Below are 26,388 nucleotides of genomic sequence, written 5' to 3'. Positions count from 1 at the left end.
ATGAAATTTTCACGTTCGGCAAAAGCGAAAGCAAAGACAAAGTCAAATGCCAAACTACGCAAGCCTGAAGAAAAAACAGGATTTGTGAGTTGGCGTTTTGCGTTGCTTTGCGGTGGTATTGGTATCGCTTTAGCCGCGCTATTAATCCGTGTTGCCTATTTACAGATTATTAACCCCGATCCCCTTATTCGTGAAGGGGATATGCGTTCTCTACGTGTACAAAAAGTACCGACAGCAAGAGGCATGATCAGCGATAGAATGGGTAGGCCTCTTGCCGTTAGTGTGCCTGTTTTTGCCATTTGGGCAGATCCTAAAGTTGTATTAGATGCTAATCCCGATATGACGGATTCTCGTTGGTTAGCACTTGCTGATGCACTGAAAATGCCAGTGAATCACATCGAGCAAAAAATTGTCGCAACGCCTTCCGCTCGTTTTATCTATTTGGCTCGCCAAGTGAACCCTGAAATTAGTGATTATATTAGTAAACTAAAAATCACTGGGATTAATATGCGCCAAGAATCAAAACGCTATTATCCATCAGGCGAAGTAACTGCTCACATCATCGGTGTAACAAATATTGATGGTGATGGTATTGAAGGTGTTGAAAAAAGCTTTAACCAGTGGCTGACAGGTGCTCCTGGTGAGCGTGTTGTTCGTAAAGATGGTTTTAACCGTGTTATCGAGAATATCGCTCAAACAGACAGCCAAGCTGCTCATAACCTGATGTTAAGTATCGATGAACGTCTGCAATCTGTGGTTTATCGCGAATTAACCAATGCGGTTATTAAGAATAAAGCAGAGTCAGGAACCGCTGTTTTAGTTGATGTAAATACCGGTGAAGTGCTGGCGATGGCTAACAGCCCATCGTACAACCCAAATAATTTAACGGGAACGCCTAAAGATGCGATGCGTAATCGTGCTATCACCGATATTTTTGAACCAGGTTCTACCGTAAAACCGATGGTTGTGATGAGTGCGCTCCACAATCATATTATTAAAGAAAATAGTGTTATTAATACCGTTCCTTATCGTATTAGCGGGCATCAGATAAAAGATGTGGCGTTATATCATGAGCTTTCGATAACAGGAATATTACAGAAATCGAGTAACGTTGGTGTTTCAAGACTGGCGTTAGCGATGCCTGCATCTGAACTTGTGGATGTTTATTCACGATTTGGATTCGGGAAGCCAACTAACTTGGGGCTAGTTGGCGAAAGTAGTGGCATATTTCCAATAAAAAAACAACGGTGGTCCGATCTTGAAAGGGCCACCTTCTCTTTCGGATATGGGCTAATGGTAACGCCGTTACAGTTAGCGCGTGTCTACGCAACGATTGGTAGTTTTGGTATTTACCGTCCTCTTTCTATTACAAAAGTTGACCCTCCAGTACCGGGAACTCGCGTATTCCCCGAGCCTGTGATGAGAACCGTCGTTCATATGATGGAAAGCGTTGCATTGCCCGGTGGTGGCGGTGTGAGTGCTGCAATTAAAGGTTATCGTGTTGCGATTAAAACAGGGACAGCGAAGAAAGTAGGGCCAGACGGAAAATATATCAATCAATATATCTCTTATGCGGCGGGTGTTGCTCCAGCAAGTCGCCCTCGTTTTGCATTGGTTGTTGTAATCAATGAACCCAAAGCAGGGAAGTACTATGGTGGGGCAGTTTCTGCACCGGTGTTTGGCGCGATCATGGGCGCGGTTTTACGCACAATGAACGTAGAACCTGACGCATTGACGCCAGACGATAAAAATGAATTTGTGATTAAAAAAGAAGAGGATACAAGTGGCCGATCCTAACTTAAGTGACCTATTAGGGGCACTCGGGATACAAGCACCGTCATTGATGCTCAAAGACATGACACTCGATAGCCGAAAAGCGGCGAGCGGTGATCTTTTTATCGCCATCAAAGGTCATGAAACTGATGGTAGACGCTATATTCCTCAAGCAATTGCTCAAGGTGTTTCGGCGGTATTAGCGGAAGCACAAGATGTTGCAACGCATGGTGAAATCCGTGAAAGTCACGGTATTCCAGTTATTTACATTGATAATCTTAATGCGGAATTGTCAAAGTTAGCGGGACATTTTTATCATCAACCTGCGGAAAAACTCAAACTGATTGGTGTTACTGGGACTAATGGAAAAACGACAACAACACAATTGTTAGCACAGTGGGCACAAGGTTTAGGTGAAACAAGTGCTGTGATGGGAACAGTAGGTAACGGACTTTTAGGTCATGTTGTTCCTGCGATGAACACCACAGGATCTGCGGTTGATATTCAATTAGAGTTACAGCAATTATTAAATCAAGGCGCGACATTGACCGCTATGGAAGTTTCTTCTCATGGTTTAGTTCAAGGTCGTGTGAGTGCATTGCCTTTTGTGGCGAGTGTATTTACGAATTTAAGTCGTGATCATCTTGATTACCATGGTGATATGGCTAACTACGAAGAAGCAAAATGGTTACTGTTTTCCACTCATTGCAGTGGTGAAAAAATCATCAATGCGGATGATGCCGTTGGTCAAAAATGGTTATCTCGTTTACCTGACGCTGTTGCCGTGACAATGGAAAATAAATTGCCACAAAATTGGCAAGGCCGTTTTGTTAAAACAACCCAGATTAATTATCATGATGCGGGTGCAACCATTCACTTTAGTTCTAGCTGGGGTGATGGTGAAATTGAAAGCCCATTAATGGGGGCATTTAATGTTAGTAATCTTTTATGCGCTTTAGCGACATTATTAGCACTTGAATATCCATTAGATGCGGTTATTAAAGCGTCATCTTCACTCACACCTGTTTGTGGCCGCATGGAAGTATTTAGTGCGGATAATCGCCCTACGGTTATTGTCGATTATGCTCATACTCCAGATGCTTTAGAGAAAGCACTTCAAGCTGCTCGTTTACACTGCACAGGTAAACTATGGTGTGTATTTGGTTGTGGCGGAGATAGAGACAAAGGTAAGCGCCCACTAATGGGAGCAGTCGCAGAAGAGCTGGCTGATAAAGTTGTTATCACCGATGACAACCCTCGTAGCGAAGAGCCACACGCTATCATCCAAGATATTCTTTCTGGTTTAATGGATCCCGGTCGTGCTATTGCCATTGAAGGTCGAGCTGAAGCAGTCACTAACGTGATCATGCAAGCCGATGCAAAGGATATGATTTTAGTCGCAGGTAAAGGGCATGAAGATTATCAATTAGTTGGCTCGCGCCGTCTTGATTATTCAGACAGATTAACCGTTGCTCGGTTGTTGGGGGTGATAGCATGATCCCTCTGTCTTTAGGAAATATTGAACAAATTAGCAAAGGCACATTGAGCCATATCGCTCAAAGCCAAGCGGACCAACTTATCATCAAATCGATTTCAACAGATAGTCGTAAAATTGATGAAGATTGCCTGTTTATTGCATTAGCGGGTGAGCGTTTTGATGCTCATGATTTTATTGCTGATGTAAAAGAAAAGGGCGCTGTTGCGGTGTTAGTTAATCGTGAGATTGATGTTGATTGCCCGCAAATCATTGTGAAAGATACCCATCTAGCAATGGGCGAAATTGCAGCACATATTCGTTCGCTAAGCCACGCCAAGATTGTTGCGTTGACAGGCTCTTCTGGAAAAACCTCCGTTAAAGAGATGACCGCTTCTATTTTGCGTCACTGTGGCGAAACCTTATATACCCATGGCAATTTAAATAACGATATTGGCGTACCTTTAACGCTTTTTCGTTTAACGTCAGAACACCGTTTTGCTGTTATTGAGTTAGGCGCAAACCATATCGGTGAAATCGCGTATACCGTAAATATGGTAAAACCAGATAGTGCATTGGTAAATAATCTCTTTTCTGCACATATTGAGGGATTTGGATCACTGGAAGGGATTGCACAAGCAAAAGGTGAAATCTTTACCCACTTAAAAGAGCAAGGTACAGCCATTATTAATCTGGATAGTAATGACTTACCTTTGTGGAAACACCATTTGAATGCGCGCCAAACGCAATGGTCATTCTCTTTATCAGCACAAGGTAAAGCCGATTTTTATCCATCAGATATCACGGTTAAGCAATTCACAACCAACTTCACGTTACATACCCCCGAAGGTTGTGTTGACGTCACTCTTCCATTACCGGGTCGCCATAATATTGCGAATGCTTTAGCGGCAAGTGCTCTTGCGCTATCTGCTGGGGCAACGCTTGAAGATGTTCGTCTTGGTTTATCGACATTAAAAGCCGTACCGGGAAGATTGTATCCTGTTGAATTAACAGCAGGAAAAATGGTGTTAGATGACACTTACAATGCTAACGATGGTTCGATGATCGCAGGCTTACAGGTTTTATCTCAATTACCGGGATATAAGATTTTTGTTGCAGGTGATATGGCTGAATTAGGTAAAGATTCAGAAAAATGTCACCGTGATGTGGGGCGTTTTGCTCACAATGCCGGTATTGATAGTGTCTTTACTGTTGGACACCACAGCCATTTTATTAGTGATGAAAATCAAGGTGGTCAGCATTTTGCATTTAAAGCCGACTTACTTGCTCAATTAATTCCATTATTACAGCAGCATGATGTTGTTTCAGTTTTAGTAAAAGGTTCACGAAGCTCCGCGATGGAAGATATCGTGAACGCATTAAAGGAGTGCTTTGAATGTTAGTTTGGCTAGCCGAATATTTGGTTAAATACCATACATTTTTTAATGTGTTTTCTTATCTGACATTCAGGGCGATTGTTGGCTTATTGACGGCATTAATTATTGCGTTGTGGATGGGACCTCATCTGATTGCATGGTTACAAAAAATGCAAATCGGGCAAGTGGTTCGTAGCGAAGGCCCTGAGTCTCACTTTAGCAAACGCGGTACGCCAACAATGGGCGGGATTATGATCCTGTTCTCTATCTCCATCTCCACACTACTATGGGCAAGATTAGATAACCCCTATGTTTGGTGTGTATTACTGGTTTTAATTGGTTACGGCGTGATTGGTTTTGTTGATGATTATCGCAAAGTAGTTCGTAAAGACACAAAAGGCTTAATTGCTCGCTGGAAATATTTCTGGCAGTCCGTACTCGCACTTGTTGTGGCATTTAGTATGTACGCAATTGGTAAAGATACGCCAGCAACACAGCTAGTCGTTCCATTCTTTAAAGATGTTATGCCTCAATTAGGTATGCTCTACATTTTACTGGCTTACTTTGTGATTGTGGGTACGAGTAACGCAGTGAATTTAACGGATGGTTTAGATGGTTTAGCCATTATGCCAACGGTATTTGTTGCTGCGGGTTTTGCATTAGTTGCATGGGCAACAGGTAACGTTAATTTCGCCAGTTATTTGAAAATTCCTTACTTAATGCATGCGGGCGAATTGGTGATTGTCTGTACCGCGATAGTCGGCGCTGGTTTAGGTTTTCTTTGGTTTAACACTTACCCAGCACAGGTCTTTATGGGCGATGTTGGTTCGCTTGCATTAGGTGGCGCATTAGGGACTATCGCAGTGTTATTACGCCAAGAGTTTTTATTAGTGATTATGGGGGGGGTGTTTGTTGTTGAAACACTCTCCGTTATTTTACAAGTCGGTTCATTTAAGTTGCGTGGTCAACGTATTTTCCGTATGGCTCCAATTCATCACCATTATGAATTAAAAGGCTGGCCTGAACCTCGTGTTATTGTCCGTTTCTGGATCATCTCACTGATGTTAGTGCTTATTGGTCTGGCGACATTAAAGGTGCGTTAAGATGGCAAATTATCAGGGAAAAAAAGTGGTTGTTGTTGGGCTTGGGATAACAGGCCTTTCTTGCGTTGACTTTTTTATCCGCCAAGGTGTTACACCTAAGGTTATTGATACACGCCAAAAACCAGGAGGCTTAGATAAGCTTCCTGTTGACGTTGAATATCATACAGGTAGTTTTCATCAAGCATGGCTTAACGATGCTGATTTAATTATCTCAAGTCCGGGTATTGCACTTTCGACACCAGAGCTTGTTGAAGCCGCAAATCATGGTGTTGAAATTGTTGGTGATATTGAACTATTTTGCCGTGAAGCCAAAGCGCCTATTGTAGCGATTACGGGCTCTAACGGTAAAAGTACCGTGACAACGCTTGTGGGTGAAATGGCAAGCGCAGATGGTATTCGTGTTGGAGTCGGTGGCAATATTGGTGTTCCAGCACTGACCTTATTAACCGAGCCTTATGATTTATATGTATTAGAGCTATCGAGTTTTCAACTAGAAACGACTCATAGCTTACAAGCCGCTGCTGCAACGGTATTAAATATTAGCGAAGATCATATGAATCGCTATCCGTTAGGATTAGAACAATATCGTGAAGCAAAACTGCGTATTTACGATAATGCTAAAACCTGCGTTTATAACGAAGATGATGCATTAACGCTACCTTTAGCGGGTAAAGATAATCGTTGTGTTAGTTTTGGTGTTGGACAAGGTGATTATCAGCTTGATAACACAAATCGCATTTTAAAAGTGAAGGGTGAAAAAGTCCTTTCAACGGCTGAAATGTACCTTTCAGGGCAGCATAACTATACCAATGCATTAGCAGCATTAGCACTTGCTGATGCTGTGGGTATTTCTCGTAAAGCTGCAACCGAGGTACTGAAAACGTATCACGGTCTTGCTCACCGTTTTCAATTAGTTTATTTACATCAAAATGTACGTTGGATAAATGACTCGAAAGCCACCAATGTGGGAAGCACTGAAGCGGCATTACGAGGACTTGAAGTTGAGGGCACACTACACCTTTTATTAGGTGGTGATGGGAAATCTGCTGACTTCACTTCTTTATTGCCTTATATCAGTGGAGACAATATTCGTCTGTACTGTTTTGGGCAAGATGGACACGCATTGGCAAATCTAAGACCAGATGTCTCTTTATTAACAGTGACAATGGAAGAAGCCATGCGAGCCTTAGCTCCTTCTGTAAAATCAGGGGATATGGTGTTGCTCTCTCCTGCATGTGCAAGCTTAGATCAGTTTAAATGTTTTGAGCAGCGTGGTGATGAATTTGCACGTTTAGCAAGGGAGCTTGGCTGATGAGCGTATTCGCAATGCGAAAATTAAAACAGTGGCTAGTGGGCAGTTATCAAACTGAGAATACGGCATTTGTGCCGTATGATCGCACTTTGCTCTGGTTTACTTTCGGATTAGCGGTTGTCGGCTTTGTTATGGTGACATCAGCTTCAATGCCTGTTGGTCAACGTCTTGCAGAAGATCCTTTCTTATTTGCTAAACGTGATGGCATCTATATTGTTGTCGCATTTTGTATTGCGTTAGTCACCATGCGCGTTCCAATGGCAATTTGGCAACGTTATAGCAGCTTAATGCTGTTTGGTTCGATATTACTTTTATTAGTGGTATTGGTGGTAGGGAGTTCCGTTAATGGTGCTTCACGCTGGATTGCGGTGGGACCATTAAATTTCCAGCCTGCTGAATTATCAAAACTTGCGCTGTTTTGTTATTTATCGAGCTATTTAGTCCGAAAAGTTGAAGAAGTGCGAAATAACTTTTGGGGTTTCTGTAAGCCGATGGGCGTGATGTTAGTACTGGCTGTTTTATTGTTATTACAACCAGACTTAGGAACCGTTGTGGTTTTATTCGTAACAACATTAGCACTGTTATTTTTAGCAGGTGCTAAAATTTGGCAGTTCTTAGCCATTATCGGTTCAGGAATTGCCGCTGTTGTTATGTTGATTATTGTTGAACCTTACCGTGTTCGACGTATCACTTCTTTCTTAGAACCTTGGGAAGATCCATTTGGAAGTGGCTATCAGCTTACACAATCTCTAATGGCATTTGGTCGTGGTGATTTGCTTGGACAAGGTTTAGGAAACTCAGTACAAAAACTAGAATATTTGCCAGAGGCACATACCGACTTTATTTTCTCCATTTTGGCTGAAGAACTTGGTTATATCGGTGTGGTTTTGGTGCTTTTAATGGTATTCTTCATCGCTTTTCGCGCGATGCAAATTGGACGACGTGCGCTGATCCTCGAACAACGTTTTTCAGGCTTTTTAGCTTGCTCTATCGGGATTTGGTTTACATTCCAGTCATTGGTGAATGTAGGCGCTGCAGCAGGCATGTTGCCAACAAAGGGATTAACCCTTCCTCTTATTAGTTACGGTGGTTCGAGTTTGATTATTATGTCAACTGCCATCGTGATGTTATTACGAATTGATTATGAAACACGTCTAGCACAAGCTCAGGCGTTTGTAAGGAGCCCGAAATGAGCGAGCGTAGACGCCGTTTAATGGTTATGGCTGGTGGTACTGGGGGACATGTATTCCCAGGATTAGCTGTTGCTCATTATCTACAATCTCAAGGTTGGGAAATCCGATGGTTAGGAACGGCAGATAGAATGGAAGCCGATTTAGTCCCTAAGCACGGTATCGAAATTGAATTTATTCGTATCTCAGGTTTACGTGGAAAAGGTATTAAAGCATTAATCGCAGCACCTATTCGTATTATTAAAGCGATTTTCCAAGCTCGCGCCATTATGAAGCGCTATCAGCCAGATGCTGTACTTGGTATGGGTGGTTACGTTTCAGGCCCTGGTGGTGTTGCCGCTTGGATGTGCGGGATCCCCGTTATTTTGCATGAGCAAAATGGTATCGCTGGATTAACCAATCGCTGGTTATCGAAAATTGCGAAACGTGTATTACAGGCTTTTCCGGGGGCCTTTCCTAAAGCACCAGTTGTTGGAAATCCTGTTCGTGAAGATGTATTGGCACTTGAAGCGCCTTCAGTACGATTAAAAGAGAGAACAGGGCCTATTCGTGTACTGATCATTGGTGGTAGTCAAGGTGCTAGAATTTTAAATCACACCTTACCCGTAGTTGCAGGTTTACTAGGTGAACATGTTACAATCTGGCATCAAGCAGGAAAAGGTGGCGAAAGTGATACAAAAACACGCTATCAGAACGAATTAGCAAAAAATTCAGTTAAATCTGAATATAAAGTTACTGAATTTATTGATGATATAGCGCAAGCTTACCTATGGGCTGATGTTGTTGTGTGTCGTTCAGGTGCATTAACGGTCAGCGAAATTGCCGCAGCGGGATTACCCGCTATTTTTGTTCCTTTCCAGCACAAAGATAGACAGCAATATTGGAATGCACTGCCGTTAGAAAAAGCGGGTGCAGCGCGTATTATTGAGCAAAACGATTTAACACCAGAAGTCATTGCACAAACCCTGAAAAATTGGGATAGAGAAACCTTGTTAGCAATGGCAGAGAAAGCAAAAAGTGTTGCGATTACGGATGCCACAGAGCGCGTAGCGAATGTGATAATCGAAGTGGCAAAAAAATAAACGTAACTTGTAACCATTAACGTAGAGCGAAGAAGTAAATAGTGAATACACAACAACTGGCAAAATTAAGATCATTTGTGCCTGAAATGAGAAAAGTTAGGCATATTCACTTTATTGGCATCGGTGGTGCTGGTATGGGGGGGATTGCCGAAGTGTTGGCTAACGAAGGTTATGAAATCAGCGGTTCTGATTTAGCACCAAACGTAGTCACACAACAGCTCGTTGCCTTAGGCGCGACAGTCTATTTTAATCATCGCCCTGAAAATATTCGTGGCGCAAGTGTTGTTGTGGTTTCGACAGCAATCAGTGCTGAAAATCCTGAGATTATTGCAGCAAGAGAAGCGCGTATCCCTGTTATTCGTCGTGCTGAAATGCTGGCTGAATTGATGCGTTATCGTCATGGTGTTGCGATTGCCGGAACACATGGCAAAACGACAACAACAGCGATGATTTCAAATATTTATGCGCAAGCGGGTTTAGATCCTACTTTTGTTAATGGTGGGCTTGTTAAATCGGCTGGCACTCATGCTCGCTTAGGTTGCAGTCGTTATTTAATTGCTGAAGCTGATGAAAGTGATGCATCGTTTTTACATTTACAACCCATGGTTGCTGTCGTTACGAATATCGAAGCAGACCATATGGACACATATCACGGTAATTTTGACAATCTAAAAGAGACGTTTATTACCTTTTTGCACAATTTACCATTCTATGGTCGTGCAGTGATGTGTCTGGATGACGATGTCATTCGTTCTATTATTCCTAAAGTGGGTCGTTATATTACGACTTATGGCTTTAGTGAAGATGCTGACGTTCGTATTACACACTATGAACAAAAAGGTGCTCAGGGCTTTTTCACTATTTCTCGTGAAGGTATGCCAGATTTACAAGTTGTATTAAATGCACCTGGTCGCCATAACGCACTGAATGCGACAGCTGCGGTTGCTGTCGCCACAGAAGAAGGCATTGCTGACGAACATATTTTAGCCGCATTACTTAACTTCCAAGGTACTGGACGTCGTTTTGATTTCTTAGGTAACTACGGTCTTGAGCATGTTAATGGTCAAGAAGGTGAAGTGATGCTAGTGGATGATTATGGTCATCATCCAACAGAAGTTGATGCAACGATTAAAGCGGCGAGAGCAGGATGGCCAGATAAACGTCTAGTGATGATTTTCCAACCCCATCGCTATACACGTACTCGTGATTTATATGAAGACTTTGCAACTGTTCTCAATCAAGTTGATATTTTATTATTAACAGATGTTTATTCTGCTGGGGAAGCGCCTATTGCAGGTGCCGATAGTCGCTCACTTTGTCGAACAATTCGCCAACGTGGAAAGCTAGATCCTATCTGGGTTTCTGATGTGACTAATATTTCATCAATATTGGCGGGTGTATTAACAGATAATGATCTTGTTTTAGTTCAAGGTGCTGGAAATATTGGTAAAATAGCGCGTCGCTTAGCAGATACGAAATTACAGCCATCTTTCAGCGAGGATTAAGACGGATGTTTGAGCAAGTGAACATCATTTATGGTGAAATGGTCAATAAAATAACTGTAATGATGGGGTGTTATGAGGAAAATAACACTGTATTAGCGGAAAAAATGATCGAGAATTCGCTTGCTCAAATCTGTGTTGAGAAAAAATTTCAGTTAAAAAGTAAGAAAAACGCAGAAAAATTCGCAATTTCTTCTTTTAAAGTAAATAATTCTCAACAGATTGAACAATTTAGTGATTTAATTATCAAACCTAAAAGTGTTCATAAAGTATATATATGTAGGAAAAGTATTAATCGCTGGAATATCGGACAAAAGGATGGGCGATTCTCTTGTTTAAACGTTGCTCAGGAGTTAGTGGGTTAATATGTCACAAGCAGCGCTAAATATAAAAGAACACAAAGAGAAGCAACATTCTGACAGACCGAGTAATGGTACTTATTTATCAGGATTAATCTTTTTCTTATGTGTGATTGCCACCATCATTTGGGGTGGAATACAAGTGGTTAACTGGATGAAAGACGCAAATCGTCTGCCAATCTCAAAACTTGTATTAACGGGTGAGCGACATTACACAACGAATGATGATGTACGTCAGGCCATTTTGTCTTTAGGACAGCCGGGTACATTTATGACACAGGATGTGAATATTATTCAGCAACAAATTGAACGTATGCCATGGATTAGGCAAGTCACTGTTCGTAAACAGTGGCCTGATGAACTTAAAATCCATCTGGTAGAGTATGTTCCCTTTACCCGTTGGAATGACACTTACTTTCTTGATAAAGAAGGACGTGTTTTCAGTCTGCCAACGCAGTTGGAAACCAAAGGAAGTTATCCTTTGTTATATGGTCCTCAAGGAAGCGAAAAAATGGTGTTGTCAGGTTATGTGGCAATGAGAGATCAGCTTCTTGCAAGTAACCTGAATTTAAAAGCAGCGTCAATGTCTGCCCGTCAGGGATGGCAATTAGTTTTAGACAATGATGTCCGATTGGAGTTAGGTCGTAAGGATAACGAAAAACGGATCGCTCGCTTTATTGAGTTGTATCCGATACTGCAACAACAAACAGATAAACGAGTTGATTACGTGGATCTGCGTTATGACAGTGGTGGTGCAGTCGGATGGGCTCCTTTATTACTTGAGAATGAATAAACAAGACGTGGCAGATGACACGATGAAGGCGAAGGCAGAACAATAATGATCAAAGCGACGGACAGAAAATTAGTAGTTGGTCTTGAGATTGGTACGGCCAAAGTAGCCACCCTTGTCGGTGAGATCCTGCCTGATGGTGTAGTGAATATTATCGGGGTGGGAAGTTGTCCATCTCGGGGCATGGATAAAGGTGGCGTTAATGATCTCGAATCCGTCGTAAAATGTGTACAACGGGCGGTAGATCAGGCTGAGTTGATGGCTGACTGCCAAATATCTTCAGTATATTTGGCGTTATCAGGCAAGCATATCAGTTGCCAAAATGAGATTGGTATGGTGCCAATTTCAGAAGAAGAAGTGACTCAAGATGATGTTGATAGCGTGGTTCATACCGCGAAATCCGTCAAAGTAAAAGATGAACACCGTGTTTTACACGTTATACCGCAAGAGTATGCCATTGATTATCAAGAAGGGATCAAAAACCCAGTTGGATTATCGGGTGTGCGTATGCAGGCTAAAGTTCATTTAATTACCTGCCATAACGATATGGCAAAGAATATTGTAAAAGCAGTTGAACGCTGTGGATTAAAAGTGGATCAACTGATTTTTGCGGGACTGGCTTCAAGTTTTGCTGTATTGACCGAAGATGAACGTGAATTAGGTGTGTGTGTTGTTGATATTGGTGGCGGTACAATGGATATCGCAATTTATACCGGTGGAGCATTAAGACATACTCGCGTTATTCCTTATGCTGGTAATGTAGTAACAAGCGATATCGCTTACGCGTTTGGCACTCCGCCAAATGATGCGGAAGCTATCAAGGTTCGTCATGGTTGTGCATTAGGCTCTTTAGTTGGTAAAGATGAAAATGTCGAAGTTCCAAGTGTCGGAGGCAGACCACCAAGAAGTCTGCAACGACAAACTCTTGCTGAGGTGATTGAGCCTCGTTATACCGAACTGCTCAATCTTGTTAATGAAGAGATTTTAAAAGTTCAAGAACAGTTACGCCAGCAAGGGATTAAGCATCATTTAGCCGCAGGTATTGTGCTAACAGGTGGTGCTGCACAGATTGATGGACTTGTTGAATGTGCTCAACGTGTTTTCCACACGCAAGTACGGATCGGTAAACCGTTAAATATTACCGGGCTAACAGATTATGCGCAGGATCCCTACTACTCAACAGCGGTTGGGCTCTTGCATTACGGTAAAGAATCTCACTTTGGTGAGGAAACTGAAACCGAGAAACGCTCTGCTGTCGGTGGTTTATTTAAAAAACTCACTGGTTGGCTAAAAAGAGAGTTTTAATAATCAGACAAATTTAAAAAGAGGTCGTTTGAGCAAGCGGCCCTGAGAAGGCACAAAACGGAGAGAAATTATGTTTGAACCTATGGAATTAACCAACGATGCGGTGATCAAAGTCATCGGCGTTGGTGGCGGCGGCGGTAATGCGGTTGAGCACATGGTTCGTGAACGTATTGAAGGCGTAGATTTCTTTGCAGTCAATACGGATGCTCAAGCGCTACGTAAAACAGCGGTCGGACAGACTATCCAAATCGGTAATGCCATTACGAAAGGCTTAGGTGCAGGTGCAAATCCTGAAGTAGGCCGTAATGCAGCAGAGGAAGACCGCGAAGGGCTACGTGCAGCACTTGAAGGTGCCGATATGGTCTTTATCGCAGCAGGTATGGGCGGTGGTACTGGTACTGGTGCTGCGCCTGTTGTTGCAGAAGTGGCTAAAGAATTAGGCATTTTGACCGTTGCTGTAGTGACTAAGCCTTTTAATTTTGAAGGCAAAAAACGTATGGCATTTGCGGAACAAGGTATTACTGAGTTATCAAAACATGTTGACTCATTAATCACTATTCCAAATGACAAGTTATTAAAAGTACTTGGTCGTGGAATTTCATTATTAGATGCGTTCGGCGCAGCTAATGATGTATTAAAAGGCGCAGTTCAAGGTATCGCTGAGCTAATCACTCGCCCAGGTTTAATGAACGTTGACTTTGCTGACGTAAGAACTGTGATGTCTGAAATGGGTTATGCCATGATGGGATCGGGTGCTGCGAAAGGCGAAGATCGTGCTGAAGAAGCAGCAGAAATGGCGATTTCAAGTCCATTATTGGAAGACATCGACTTATCTGGCGCGCGTGGTGTGTTAGTCAACATCACAGCAGGTTTTGACTTACGTCTTGATGAATTTGAAACAGTGGGTAATACCATTCGTGCATTTGCATCAGATAATGCGACTGTGGTTATCGGTACATCCCTTGACCCAGAAATGAATGATGAATTGCGTGTGACTGTGGTTGCAACAGGTATTGGTATGGACAAACGTCCAGAAATTACGCTGGTAACTAATAAACAGAATCAGCAAAGCGCAATGGAGAATCGTTACCAGCAAATGCAAAATAGCATGTCTTCTTTCTCTGCCGTAGAAGAAAGCAAGCCTGCCGCAAAAGCCGTTAACGAACAATCTACTCAGGCAAACAAAGAACCAGATTATTTAGATATCCCAGCGTTCCTGAGAAAACAGGCTGATTAATCGCCAAAAAGATTGGCATCTCCGCTTTTTGTGCTAAACTGTCCTGCCAATTATAAGTATAATGATTGGTAGGACGGATAACATTGCGAGATAAAATGATGATCAAACAACGGACATTAAAACGAATTGTACAAGCAACCGGTGTGGGACTTCACACGGGTAAAAAAGTTACGCTTACAATGCGTCCGGCGCCAGCAAATACTGGGGTCATCTACCGTCGTACTGACTTAAATCCACCGGTGGATTTTCCAGCAGACGCAAAATCAGTTCGTGACACTATGTTATGTACTTGCTTAGTCAACGAAGACGATGTGCGTATATCAACCGTTGAGCATTTAAACGCAGCACTGGCTGGTTTAGGCATTGATAATATCGTAATTGAAGTGAATGCACCTGAAATTCCAATTATGGATGGAAGTGCGGCACCTTTTGTTTTCTTGTTACTTGATGCAGGTATCGAAGAGCTTCGTACTGCGAAGAAATTCATTCGCATCAAAGAAACAGTACGTGTAGAAGATGGCGATAAATGGGCAGAGATGCGCCCATACAACGGGTTTAAATTAGATTTTACTATCGATTTTAATCACCCAGCCATTGATGCAAGTACGCAGCGTTATAAATTAGATTTCTCCGCTGAATCTTTTATGAGCCAAATTAGCCGTGCTCGTACATTTGGATTTATGCGTGATATCGAATATCTACAATCTAAAGGATTGTGTTTAGGCGGAAGTTTCGATTGTGCAATCGTAGTTGATGACTATCGTGTTCTCAACGACGATGGCTTACGTTTTGAAGATGAATTTGTTCGTCACAAAATGTTGGATGCAATCGGTGATTTATTTATGTGTGGCTATAACATTATCGGTGAATTCACCGCGTTTAAATCAGGTCATGCACTGAACAATAAATTGCTCCAAGCTGTATTAGCAAAAGAATCTGCGTGGGAATTCGTCACATTTGAAGACGAAGCGCAAATGCCAGTGGCATTCAAAGCTCCCTCAATGGTCTTTGCTTAATTCCTGCGAAGGAAAGCGCGTTAATTATCTCTAATTAACGTTCATCTTTGGCTGTACTTGTACTCTCTCCGGCAAGTGCAGCCAACCGTTCTAATCTCTCTCTTAATTTCTTTGGGCTTTTCTCAGCTAAATACTTCAATGATTGCGCACTTTCTAAACTTAAGTGACGTTTCTTTTTAGGCTTTTGTTCTTTTAATGATGATATTAAAGATCTTTTTTCCTGTTTTACGCCTAAAGACGGATTTATTTTGATGTCTATTGAGGATAAGGATGGTAAAATTTCTTGTCTCAATGCGGAAAGTAATGACGGGGTTTCATAACGTAAACGAGTTAACCAACTTGCGTTTGCAACTTCAATAATTAAAATAGCATTACGATAATTTGCGACACGGCACTTATCTCGTAAAGGAACGGGTAAAAGAGCCATGACGGCACGATTTAATTTTAGTAAAATCGTTGCGCGCTGTTGTATAAGTTGTAGTGTACTCTTGTTGGAACCTTCAAGTTCAATGAAGATTTTTTCCAATGATTGTGGGTAACTATCCCGCATAGATTTTGACTCCACAAAATAAAGATTAATGAGCAACGAAGGTTAATGAGTATTATAAGTTTTTGGCGACAGTTTGGCAGGCGATATTTTTGGTCGCATCTGCTTTTAGGGATGGTAGCAGCAGGTATCGGAATACCTTCGCTGTTGTCTGCTCATGCCGAAAATCCACAGCAAACAGATACTCCTTCTTCTCAAAACCGTCAAAGTCAGGCAATTATTGCGTTTGATAACTTATTCTTACGTCAAAGTGTACAGAATCCTGCTTCATCCTTCACCTTTAATTACTGGCAACAGCATGCAGTAAAAAATGTGATCAAACAGCTCTCTTTTGCATTCACCATTAATTCACCCGAATTGATGGTTAAAGCCAAAGATGAGCCGTTACCTGCTTCTAATGTTGCAGCGGTTATGCTTGATACGCTGTATGCCTTATTAACAGAGACTCCATCATCAGCATTAAGCCTCCTTCCTCTTTCTGGCTATGTTTTAGTACAGAATACAATTTCCTATCATACCGGATTATGGCTTGCACAAATCCGTGGTATTCGCGCAGGGCCTTACCTAACAGCTTAATTGAGTCACTTAATCTAATAAGATTATGATTATCTCTGTTTATCAATAAAAACAGAGGCTGTTTTCGGCGTTTTACGCCATAAATGAGAATAAAGATTTATGTTAGGTAAAATTGTAACCAAAATTTTTGGTAGTCGTAATGATCGTTCAATCCGCCGTATGCGCAAGGTTGTTGCTGAAATTAATAAACTAGAGCCAGAATTTGAAAAGCTGACAGATGATGAGCTAAAAGCGAAAACAGATGAATTCCGTGAGCGCTTAAAAAACGGTGAGAAAGAAGAAGATATTTTACCAGAAGCGTTTGCAACAGTGCGTGAAGCCAGTAAACGTGTTTTTGGTATGCGTCACTTCGACGTACAGTTAATCGGTGGTATGGTTCTGAATGAACGTTGTATTGCAGAAATGCGTACAGGTGAAGGTAAAACATTAACCGCAACATTACCTGCGTACTTAAATGCGCTATCAGGTAAAGGCGTTCACGTTGTTACCGTCAATGACTACTTGGCACAGCGTGATGCCGAAAACAACCGTCCTTTATTTGAATTCTTAGGATTAAGCGTTGGTATCAACTTACCAAATATGGCGCCACCAGTAAAACGTGAAGCTTATAATGCTGATATCACTTATGGTACGAACAATGAATTTGGTTTCGACTACCTACGTGACAACATGGCATTTAGTCCACAAGAACGTGTTCAACGCAAATTACACTATGCATTAGTGGATGAGGTTGACTCAATCTTGATCGATGAAGCACGTACACCACTGATCATTTCAGGCCCAGCAGAAGACAGTTCTGAACTTTATATCCAAATGAATAAAATCATTCCTCATTTGGTTTCTCAAGAAAAAGAAGACTCAGATACATTCCAAGGTGAAGGCGATTACTCTGTTGATGAAAAAACACGTCAAGTGAACATCACAGAACGCGGTCTGGTTAAAATTGAAGGTTTATTAGCAGATGCTGGCATGATGAAAGAAGGGGAGTCTTTATACTCACCGGCTAATATTATGTTAATGCACCATGTAACAGCGGCATTGCGTGCTCACGCGCTGTTTACCAAAGATGTTGATTACATTGTTAAAGATGGCGAAGTTATCATTGTTGACGAACATACAGGTCGTACAATGCAAGGTCGTCGTTGGTCTGATGGTTTACACCAAGCTGTTGAAGCAAAAGAAGGTGTGAAGATCCAAAATGAAAACCAGACATTAGCGTCAATCACATTCCAAAACTATTTCCGTTTATACGAAAAATTAGCAGGGATGACGGGTACTGCGGATACAGAAGCGTTTGAATTTAACTCTATCTATCGCTTAGAAACAATTGTTATCCCAACTAACCGCCCAATGGTACGTAAAGATCTGCCTGACTTAGTCTATATGAATGAGCAAGGTAAATTTGCAGCCATTATTGAAGATATTCGTGAACGTACTCAAAATGGTCAGCCTGTTCTTGTCGGTACCATTTCAATTGAAAAATCAGAAGAGATTTCTAAAGCGCTGACGAAAGCAAATGTTCACCATAACGTGCTGAATGCGAAATTCCACGCAATGGAAGCGGATATTATTGCTAACGCAGGTTTACCTTCAGCGGTAACTATCGCAACTAACATGGCTGGTCGTGGTACCGATATCGTGTTAGGGGGTAGCTGGCAAACAGAAGTGGCTAAACTGGAAGAGCCAACAGAAGAAAAAATTGAAGAAATCAAAGCCAAATGGAAAGAGCGCCATGATGCAGTATTAGCATCAGGTGGTTTACATATCATTGGTACTGAGCGTCACGAATCTCGCCGTATTGATAACCAGTTACGTGGTCGTGCGGGTCGTCAAGGGGATGAAGGTTCTTCTCGTTTCTATTTGTCTATGGAAGACTCCTTAATGCGTATTTTTGCTTCAGACAAAGTGTCTGGCATGATGCGTAAATTAGGGATGAATGAAACCGAAGCGATTGAGCACCCTTGGGTAACCAAAGCAATTGCAAATGCACAGCGTAAAGTAGAAAACCGCAACTTTGATATTCGTAAGCAACTGCTTGAATATGATGATGTGGCAAATGATCAGCGTCGTGCAATCTATACTCAACGTAATGAATTACTGGATGTGGCAGACGTAAGTGAAACTATCGATAGTATTCGCCAAGACGTCTTCACTTCGATGATTGATAACTATATTCCACCTCAATCACTAGAAGAAATGTGGGATATTGAAGGCTTAACTGCATGTTTACAAAAAGACTTTGATTTAAATTTACCAATCAAAGAGTGGTTAGATAAAGAGCCAGAATTACACGAAGAAACATTACGTGAGCGTATTTTAGAAAAATCTATCGAAGTCTATAAAGCGAAAGAAGAGATCGTTAGTGCTGAAATGATGCGTAACTTTGAAAAAGGCGTGATGTTACAAACGCTAGACTCACTGTGGAAAGAGCACTTGGCAGCAATGGATTATTTACGTCAAGGTATCCACTTACGTGGTTATGCACAAAAAGATCCAAAACAAGAGTACAAACGTGAATCGTTCGCTATGTTTGCTAACATGTTGGAATCACTGAAATATGAAGTGATCAGCACACTAAGCAAAGTACAAGTTCGTTTACCAGAAGAAGTTGAAGAGTTAGAACGTCGTCGTCGTGAAGAAGCCGAGCGTTTAGCTAAACAACAACAATTAAGCCATGAAGTGACAAAAGAATCTCAAATGTCAGCAATCGATGGTCAAGTTGCTGCAGGTAAAAAAGTGGGTCGTAATGAACCATGTCCTTGTGGATCAGGTAAGAAATTTAAACATTGTCATGGTCAGTTAGGTTAATTTATTTTTCATAATAATAGCTGTGTAATGTACTGATTAAAAAAAGATCCACTTAGCCATAAGTGGGTCTTTTTTATTGATTACTGATCATACTTTACGTTCTATTTTGAAACGAACACATAAAAAAACCCCACTTATTATCCTAATAAGTGGGGTTTGGTTTACAAAAGAATAGGCATTACTCTTTTATAGGGTGTCTATTATTTTTCAGAAATAGACGATTTTGTGTTTACAGTTTCATTAACTTTAACAGGTGATTTTAATGACAAGTCACCACCTGCAAGTTGTTTCACTAAATCAACAGCAGATGATTTCAGATCAAGATCTGCACCTGCTTCATAGTGATGACCTTCAATATTGTTTAATTGAACGTTGCTACCGCTTAAATCAACCTGACCTTGCTCACTTTTAATTTCAGCACCTGTAAGTTTAGTTGTACCACTTACATTTAATGAAATGTCATTTTTGCTTGTTAAGGTTGTGGTTTGGGTAACGGCATCATTATCAATATGAGAAACTTTGATATCCGCATTCGCCGTATGGCCTTCAGCACCTGTTACGATATTTTTGATACCATTGCCTACTGTGCCAACACCTTTGTCGATTTTGGCTTTAGTTTCGCCGCTGATACCAGTTTTATCTGCAATGCTTGAAGAGAGTGAATTGTATTTATCAGAAATGACATCAGTGGCAGATTTAATTCCTGAATCAATAGTCTCTTTGATCGTATTTTCCAATAATGATCCACCTGCTTTGGCTGTTTTATCCACTTTGCTAGATTCAGGATCATTATTGTGGTTGTAACCCACATTTACATCGACATTAACGTGACGATCACTGTCTTTTTGACTAGTCACTGTAAAGTCACCTCCCACATTGCCAGTTACGTTATTTGCAGAAACATTGGCACCAGAAAGAGCGACGTTTTTATCACTATTTACGGTTAATGTGCCTGTTTCTACCGTTGCGTTTTGGTGTGTAGATTTTTGTTGATCTTCAACATTGACCAGTACTTTACCGCCGATATTATGGATAGAAGTGACTGGGTTCTCTTCAGTGACTTCTTTTGGTGTAGTCTTGGTCTGCTTTCCATTTAAGGAAATATCCGTTCCCCAATTGTTTTTGTAATCTGTTGACTGTGCTGACGTGATTGTCGTGTCACCCGATTGAGAGGTTAATTGTGCATCTTTACTATTAACTTGCGTACCTTGCAGATTAACGGAACTACCATTAACTGTTAAGTTACCTTGGTTAGTAATCATTCCACCTTCACGAGATATGGTTTTCTCATCTTGTTTACCAATAGCAAATTCAGCGCCACCTAAGCCATTGACAGAAGATGATTTTTCTCCCGTTTTTTGACCAAAGCCAGCTTGTAATCCACCAGATAAGTTTTTACCTGTTTCAGTACGTTGAGACTCAGTAGCTTGGAAATCAACTTTGTTAGTTGCAGTCAGAGAAACATCTTGTTCACTGGTTAAATGAGTACCTTGTAGAGTCAGATTATGACCTGACGTTAATTCGATACCTTGAGAGCCATTAACTGAACCCACTTGTGCGGTCGTCTGATCTTTTTGATGATTTGCACCACCAGCATTGAAGCCTCCACCATAGTTTTTACTGTCTGGTGTTGTGCCTACTTTGAGGTTTGCGCTGCCATTAACGCTATGTTGGCTTTCATTATGAGTATTAGTGGCTTGTGCCAGTGCTAAATCACCGCCAGCATTGATCACGGTTTTGCCATTTTGAGCATCAAACTGGGCACCTTCATAATGTGCTTCTTCACGTACATTAATGTTGATATTACCTTTTGAGTCAAATTGGCTACCTTTAGCTTGTGTTGTGGTTAAGCTTGTATCTGTGGTTTTACCTTCGCCTTTAATGGCAACGGTAATATCACTACCTGTTTTCGTGCTGACACCAACTTGACCACCACCTGTTGTTTCATGGAAAGACTCTTGGTGTTTGTTTTGAGCCGCTTCACTGGTGTGAGTATTTGCGGTTAGTGATACATCACCTTGTGTTGATTGGTAATGGGTACCTTGGTCACGTAAGTTGTTATTACTGTCAGAATTGATTTTACCCGCAGTAATTGATGTTGAAACCGCTTGGCTATCGCTTTGTGATTTCTGGCTACCGCCACCTTTAATACCGACTTCAACACCGACATTAGGTGCTTCTAAATTACTTAAGTTAGCAAGATTACTAATGGCATCTTTAAAAGTAACTTTTTTATCCATATCGGTATTGTTACCCGGTTTTGTGGTATCAATTCCGTCTTCTACTGCTTTTTTAATCGGTTTAGTAACACCACTGTAATCAAGATTAACACCCACATCGACACCGATATTTAAGGTATCTGTTTTAGATGTTGCACTGTCATTTGCCGCAAGATGATTAATATTTTCGCCTGATTCTTTATATGAACCGTCAACTTTGTGTGATGCACCTTGATGCGTTACATTATTGTTCGCAGTAATGGTTAAATCACCTGCAACTTGAGTTTCGCTACCTTTATTTTGGGTGATCTCAGTTGTTGTATGCTGTTTATCATATTGAAAATCAGCTTTAGAGCCCACTTTATCAACACCACCTGTGTAGCTAAAGCCACCTGAAGTGGTTCTATCTGTGCTGTCTGTTTCTTTTTTGTTTTCTGTTGAAACAAAAGCAACATTGTCACCAGAAACAGAGGCATTACCTGCGGTTGTTTTTAAATCAGAACCTGCAAAAGTGACATCTTTATCCGCTTGAACTTTAACACTGCCGCCACTAATAGTAGATCCTACTTGTTCGGTTTCAGTGCTATTGTTTTTATTGGATGTATGAGTGATATGAAAACCTGCGCTATATTGCTTGTCTTCAACTTCTTTAGCATGACCGGTGATCTCTAATGATGTTTTTTCATCATTAATTTTTGTGGTCTGCTGTGCAGATTTAACGTTGATATCACCTAAAGATTCAATGCCTAACTCATCAGCACTTTTAATCAAGCTACCAATAACATTGACATCTTTCCCACTGATCACAGTTAATTGTGCATCAGAAACTAATTCACTGCCGGTTGAAACTTGTTGATTAGTTTCATTTTTATGGGAATTCTTAGTAATATTAAAGGCTGTGCCTGTACGCTCATCAGTTTTAGTGATGGTTTCGCTAATCGCATTATCAATAACAACATCACCTTGGGTTGTGTTAACAAAAGCCCCTTGGTTGCCTTTCACTTGGCTACCCGTGATTTTGACATTGTTATCTGCCGTAAGTAACAGTTGTCCGTCAGCCGTTAATTGTGTTGAATGGCTAACTTCTTGTTTGTTGTTATTATTCTTATTATTACCACCACCGATACCACCCCAAACAACATGATTGTTGGTTACTGTTTTATCATTGTTGGTATTTTGAACATTAAGATTGATGTTCTCTTTAGCGTTAACAACAACATTCTCATTAGAATGTAATTTTGCACCTTGAGTGGTAACAGAGCCTTCAGCATTTAAGCCCAGCGTTTTACCTGCGGTCAGTTCACTCGCTTTTAAGGTTTCTGTTTGATGGCTATTGCTCCAGCTACCTGTTTCTAAACGAGAAGTATGGTTACGTTTATAGCCGTTTTCACTGCGACTTTCTTTTTCAATTAATCCATTGATATTAATATCTTTATTGGCATTAATTGCCAGCGTGTTACCTGCATTAACTTTGGCACCTTCAAGTGTTACATCACCTTTAGTTGCTGTTAATGTAGCACTATTTTTGGCATCAATATGGCTACCAACTTGCTGTACTAGCTCTTTTTCTTTAGTGACATCATATTGCCAAGAATAGAACCAACGATTGTCAGTATCTGTGTCTTTTTGTTGTAACTGTTTGCCATCAACAGTTAAATGAGCCCCTTGTAATAAAATATCATCACCCATTAAATCAGAGGCTTTGATTTGGTTTTTATTATCAGCGATTAAAGTGATGTTTTTACCTTTTAACTCTGTTTTTGTCAGAGTCTGGCTTGAACCACTGTTATTAACCGCGATACCACCACGGTAATTTTGATAGTTTTCACTACCATCTTTGTCGTAACTGTCATAACGAACTTGGCTATCCGTTTGAATATTGTCTGCTCTGACACTTAATTCGTTATCAGCAACAAATTTACCTGTTAATTTAACACCACTTCCTTCTGCGGTATTAATGATGCGGATACGACCCGATTGCATACTTCCAAAGAAATAGCTATCTAAGGCAGAAGCGGGTTTTTGTGATGAAAGAATATCAAAACGTTGAGAGAAGGTATTTTGACCCGTTAATGCAGAAATCTCTGCTGCTGTTATTTTACCTCGGCTATCAATGCGAGGTGCAATTAAATCTAAAAGGCCGGGCGCATATAATCCGTTTTTACCAATAGAAAGTAAATTTGTATTATTAAGCGTGCTATAACCTTTTAACTCACCGTTTTCAAACAGTGGGTTACCTACAACTAAAGAAGAGCGGCTGGTATTGATAAAACCACAACCATCACAGGTGATACCATTTGGATTAGAAAGTACATATTCCGCAGCGATACCAAAAACTTCTTGCTGGCCTAATAAGAACGAAGGATTACGACTAACAACTTCATTTAAAATTAAAGAAGCGGCTTGTCCATTTAAGTTACTATTGGCATTTAGCTGTCCAGCAAGCTGTGACTGTCCTGCCTCTAAAGAGTTGTTAAAAACAGCTCCGGGTTTACCTACATTAAAATCTTGATATTGGTTATGAGAGATACCTTCGTTATTTGGTGTAACGATATTAATGACTTGAGTGCCACCATTAACTGATGAAACATTCGGTCCTTGATTGCCCGCATCAGGAACAATACCGCCAGCATATGCATTTAGTGATACGAAAATAATCGCTAAAGATGCAGCAAGCCTACCCGAAGGAGAGAGCTTGAAGTTTTTTGATTTCATAGAGTTTTCTCCGTTTATTGCTATGAGTGTGAATCAAAATAAGTATGAAAATCTAACTAACACTTGAGTAGGGTCTTTGGTTTTATTGGAATTTGTTTGGTTGTAAAGCAAATGCCCCTTGGCAACTTCAATATCGAACTGTGCTTTTTGATATTGGAGGTTTAAGCCCGAATTTAGCCCATAGCCACTACGCCATCCTTCATAGTTACCATGTTGTTGAACACGACCAGCATCAAGACCAATTCGAGGGGTGATTGAAAATGTGTTTATCCGATAAGGATAAGAAAGCGTATTGCGCAAATAGCCGCCGTTATCGCCAGAAAGTGTGCTTTGATCAAAGCCACGGATTGCGTTTTTATCCGTTAAACTAAGCCATTCCACACCTGGTAAGGTGTCGGGGCTATATTGACCAAAGAAGGCGCTATTGAATAAAAATGTAGAATTCGATATAGCAAAACGATGTTGCCAATTGGCAAAAAGCTTAACTTTTGTAAAGCGATAGTCATTACCATTGCCAATAGCAACACGAGGTGACTCATCTGCACCAAACCAACCAATGGCTTTCTCAGCACTTAAATTAACGCTGATAACACCACTTGGAACAATGTGTAAATGGTTGATACCTAGCTCTACCGTTGTAAGAGCAGGGCTACTTAGATCAAGGCGGATTTGGCTGAAATAGTTGCGTATTCGTTTATGCGTTACCTGTATATTTAAGGCATCAATCTGTTTTTGACTACGATAAAAAGCGTAATCGCCCCTTAAACCAACTTGTGTGGTATCACCAGATAAACGTACGGTACGTGTTTGTAATGCTTGATGAAATTCATACTCGGAATAGCTACCAAAAGTACTGAATGTCAATGCACCATAAGGTAAAGAATAGAGTAGGGTGTAAGCACGATTAAAACGTGTATTGGGATTATCAGTGGTAATGCTGGCATTTAAGCTAACAAAATCAGATAACCCTAATGGGCTATCTAAGCTTGCATTCATTCTAACTAACCAGCGTCCTGAGTTTTTTTGCCCATAATTATCACTTGAAATATTTAGGTGCCACGGTGCTTGTCGCTGATTGGTGAGCTGAATAATAGAGCCACCTAATTGCGTACCAGGCAATATATCTAGTTTAACTTTATTCGATTGTAAGCGATTTGCTTGATCGAGCCCTTGATCCAATTTTGAAAGTTTAAGAGGCTCTCCTTCAATATGAGGGAAAAGTAATGCGGTATTAACGCCTCGATCGCCACCTTCTATTTTTTCAATAAAGCCTTCAATAACATACAATCCAAGTTGTTGCTCTTGATTCGGACGTAAAAATTGGACTCTGGCTGTGATATAACCATGTTGAAGATAGCGTTGGGTTAACTCTTTAATTAAACGGTTAACGTCAGCACTTTTTATACATTGCTCTGGTAATGATGTTAAGGAATCAAGATCTTTTTCATTAAGTAAAGTAATTCCTTGAACATAAACCCCATTAATAGGCAAACAATGTTCTGATTCAGTAATAAGTGTGGGGGTAGGTGAAACCTCTAATACATTTTCTTGAAGTTGTTGATAGCGATTTTGTTCAATAAGTTGATTTATTTCACGTTGGCTATCTTGTAATGCGCGCCGCGATTCTCCCATCGAGCCTAAATAACCGGCGTCATTTGCTGTTAATCCACTGGTTGAAAAACCACTTAATAGTGTTAATAAAATAACTTTTTTTCTCATTTTACCTCAATATAAAGGTATTAATTCAAATATAAATAATATTGCTTAAATATAGAAAGATAATAATTAATGTTTTTATATTATCGTTAATTTTAGAATAATAAATACCGGCTACTCTCAATATGAAAAGAAATTAAAAATCGACGAAATAAAGATAAATTTTTATTTCTTTCGCTATTAAATAGCGACATAACTAAAATGATTGATATCTAAAATAGCATTACTTAAACAAATGATTCATTTAAATGGTATCTAGTGTATTGATTTTCATGGTTATAATCTTTC

The 26,388-nt window shown here is 40.6% G+C and carries 18 protein-coding genes; 15 read left to right on the top strand and 3 right to left on the bottom strand.

Going from position 1 to position 26,388, the window contains the following annotated elements; all coding sequences use genetic code 11:
* The 13 genes from ftsI to lpxC all read left to right on the top strand — a co-directional run bounded on the left by ftsI (position 1) and on the right by lpxC (position 15,519).
* Positions 1 to 1,797, top strand: coding sequence for a peptidoglycan glycosyltransferase FtsI (gene ftsI / locus F1325_RS13730; protein ID WP_109371150.1), 1,797 nt, complete (start codon positions 1 to 3; stop codon positions 1,795 to 1,797).
* Complete coding sequence (gene murE / locus F1325_RS13725) at positions 1,784 to 3,271, top strand: UDP-N-acetylmuramoyl-L-alanyl-D-glutamate--2,6-diaminopimelate ligase (protein WP_109371148.1); 1,488 nt, start codon at positions 1,784 to 1,786, stop codon at positions 3,269 to 3,271. The genes ftsI and murE overlap by 14 nt, the downstream gene beginning before the upstream one ends.
* The gene (gene murF / locus F1325_RS13720; protein ID WP_160230588.1) at positions 3,268 to 4,650 is read left to right on the top strand and encodes a UDP-N-acetylmuramoyl-tripeptide--D-alanyl-D-alanine ligase; all 1,383 of its coding nucleotides are present in this window, start codon (positions 3,268 to 3,270) and stop codon (positions 4,648 to 4,650) included. Before murE ends, murF begins: the two co-directional genes overlap by 4 nt.
* Positions 4,644 to 5,726 (top strand): phospho-N-acetylmuramoyl-pentapeptide-transferase, encoded by a 1,083-nt coding sequence (gene mraY / locus F1325_RS13715; RefSeq protein WP_023581493.1) that lies wholly within the window; start codon positions 4,644 to 4,646, stop codon positions 5,724 to 5,726. The genes murF and mraY overlap by 7 nt, the downstream gene beginning before the upstream one ends.
* 1 nt (position 5,727) lies before the next feature.
* On the top strand, positions 5,728 to 7,038 hold the full coding sequence (gene murD, locus F1325_RS13710) for a UDP-N-acetylmuramoyl-L-alanine--D-glutamate ligase (RefSeq protein WP_160230587.1): 1,311 nt from the start codon (positions 5,728 to 5,730) through the stop codon (positions 7,036 to 7,038).
* Positions 7,039 to 7,052: 14 nt separating this feature from the next.
* Positions 7,053 to 8,231, top strand: a complete 1,179-nt coding sequence (ftsW, locus tag F1325_RS13705; RefSeq protein WP_406588766.1) for a cell division protein FtsW — start codon at positions 7,053 to 7,055, stop codon at positions 8,229 to 8,231.
* A complete protein-coding gene (gene murG, locus F1325_RS13700; RefSeq protein ID WP_109371140.1) occupies positions 8,228 to 9,310 on the top strand; it encodes an undecaprenyldiphospho-muramoylpentapeptide beta-N-acetylglucosaminyltransferase in 1,083 nt (360 codons plus the stop codon). The genes ftsW and murG overlap by 4 nt, the downstream gene beginning before the upstream one ends.
* 41 nt (positions 9,311 to 9,351) lie before the next feature.
* Positions 9,352 to 10,815 (top strand): UDP-N-acetylmuramate--L-alanine ligase, encoded by a 1,464-nt coding sequence (gene murC, locus F1325_RS13695; RefSeq protein WP_160230585.1) that lies wholly within the window; start codon positions 9,352 to 9,354, stop codon positions 10,813 to 10,815.
* 5 nt (positions 10,816 to 10,820) lie between these two features.
* Positions 10,821 to 11,177: a hypothetical protein gene (locus F1325_RS13690; protein ID WP_160230584.1), complete on the top strand. Its 357-nt coding sequence runs from the start codon at positions 10,821 to 10,823 to the stop codon at positions 11,175 to 11,177.
* Between the two features lies 1 nt (position 11,178).
* The gene (gene ftsQ, locus F1325_RS13685; RefSeq protein ID WP_023581498.1) at positions 11,179 to 11,964 is read left to right on the top strand and encodes a cell division protein FtsQ; all 786 of its coding nucleotides are present in this window, start codon (positions 11,179 to 11,181) and stop codon (positions 11,962 to 11,964) included.
* Between the two features lie 45 nt (positions 11,965 to 12,009).
* Positions 12,010 to 13,266 (top strand): cell division protein FtsA, encoded by a 1,257-nt coding sequence (ftsA, locus tag F1325_RS13680; protein ID WP_098942190.1) that lies wholly within the window; start codon positions 12,010 to 12,012, stop codon positions 13,264 to 13,266.
* Positions 13,267 to 13,336: 70 nt separating this feature from the next.
* Complete coding sequence (gene ftsZ, locus F1325_RS13675; RefSeq protein ID WP_023581499.1) at positions 13,337 to 14,503, top strand: cell division protein FtsZ; 1,167 nt, start codon at positions 13,337 to 13,339, stop codon at positions 14,501 to 14,503.
* 98 nt (positions 14,504 to 14,601) lie between these two features.
* Entirely contained in the window at positions 14,602 to 15,519 is a 918-nt protein-coding gene (gene lpxC, locus F1325_RS13670) for a UDP-3-O-acyl-N-acetylglucosamine deacetylase (RefSeq protein WP_036913397.1), read from the top strand.
* Between the two features lie 34 nt (positions 15,520 to 15,553).
* Here the strand turns inward: lpxC and F1325_RS13665 are convergent, their stop codons facing one another.
* On the bottom strand, positions 15,554 to 16,069 hold the full coding sequence (locus F1325_RS13665; RefSeq protein ID WP_160230583.1) for a DUF721 domain-containing protein: 516 nt from the start codon (positions 16,067 to 16,069) through the stop codon (positions 15,554 to 15,556).
* A 45-nt stretch (positions 16,070 to 16,114) separates the two neighbouring features.
* Between F1325_RS13665 and secM the strand changes: the two genes are divergently transcribed.
* Both secM and secA read left to right on the top strand, forming a co-directional pair.
* Entirely contained in the window at positions 16,115 to 16,642 is a 528-nt protein-coding gene (gene secM, locus F1325_RS13660; RefSeq protein WP_160230582.1) for a secA translation cis-regulator SecM, read from the top strand.
* 99 nt (positions 16,643 to 16,741) lie between these two features.
* Entirely contained in the window at positions 16,742 to 19,450 is a 2,709-nt protein-coding gene (gene secA / locus F1325_RS13655; protein WP_109371130.1) for a preprotein translocase subunit SecA, read from the top strand.
* Positions 19,451 to 19,650: 200 nt separating this feature from the next.
* On the opposite strand, the gene hpmA is transcribed toward secA, so the two are convergent.
* On the bottom strand, positions 19,651 to 24,384 hold the full coding sequence (gene hpmA / locus F1325_RS13650) for a calcium-independent hemolysin HpmA (RefSeq protein WP_160230581.1): 4,734 nt from the start codon (positions 24,382 to 24,384) through the stop codon (positions 19,651 to 19,653).
* 33 nt (positions 24,385 to 24,417) lie between these two features.
* Complete coding sequence (locus F1325_RS13645; protein ID WP_160230580.1) at positions 24,418 to 26,103, bottom strand: ShlB/FhaC/HecB family hemolysin secretion/activation protein; 1,686 nt, start codon at positions 26,101 to 26,103, stop codon at positions 24,418 to 24,420.
* Positions 26,104 to 26,388: the final 285 nt, after the last annotated feature.

Origin of the sequence: Proteus columbae, assembly GCF_009914335.1 — a bacterium.
In the GTDB taxonomy this organism is placed as follows: Bacteria; Pseudomonadota; Gammaproteobacteria; order Enterobacterales; family Enterobacteriaceae; genus Proteus.
Note: the sequence above shows the minus strand (reverse complement) of the source record. Positions and strands in the feature narration are given on the sequence as shown.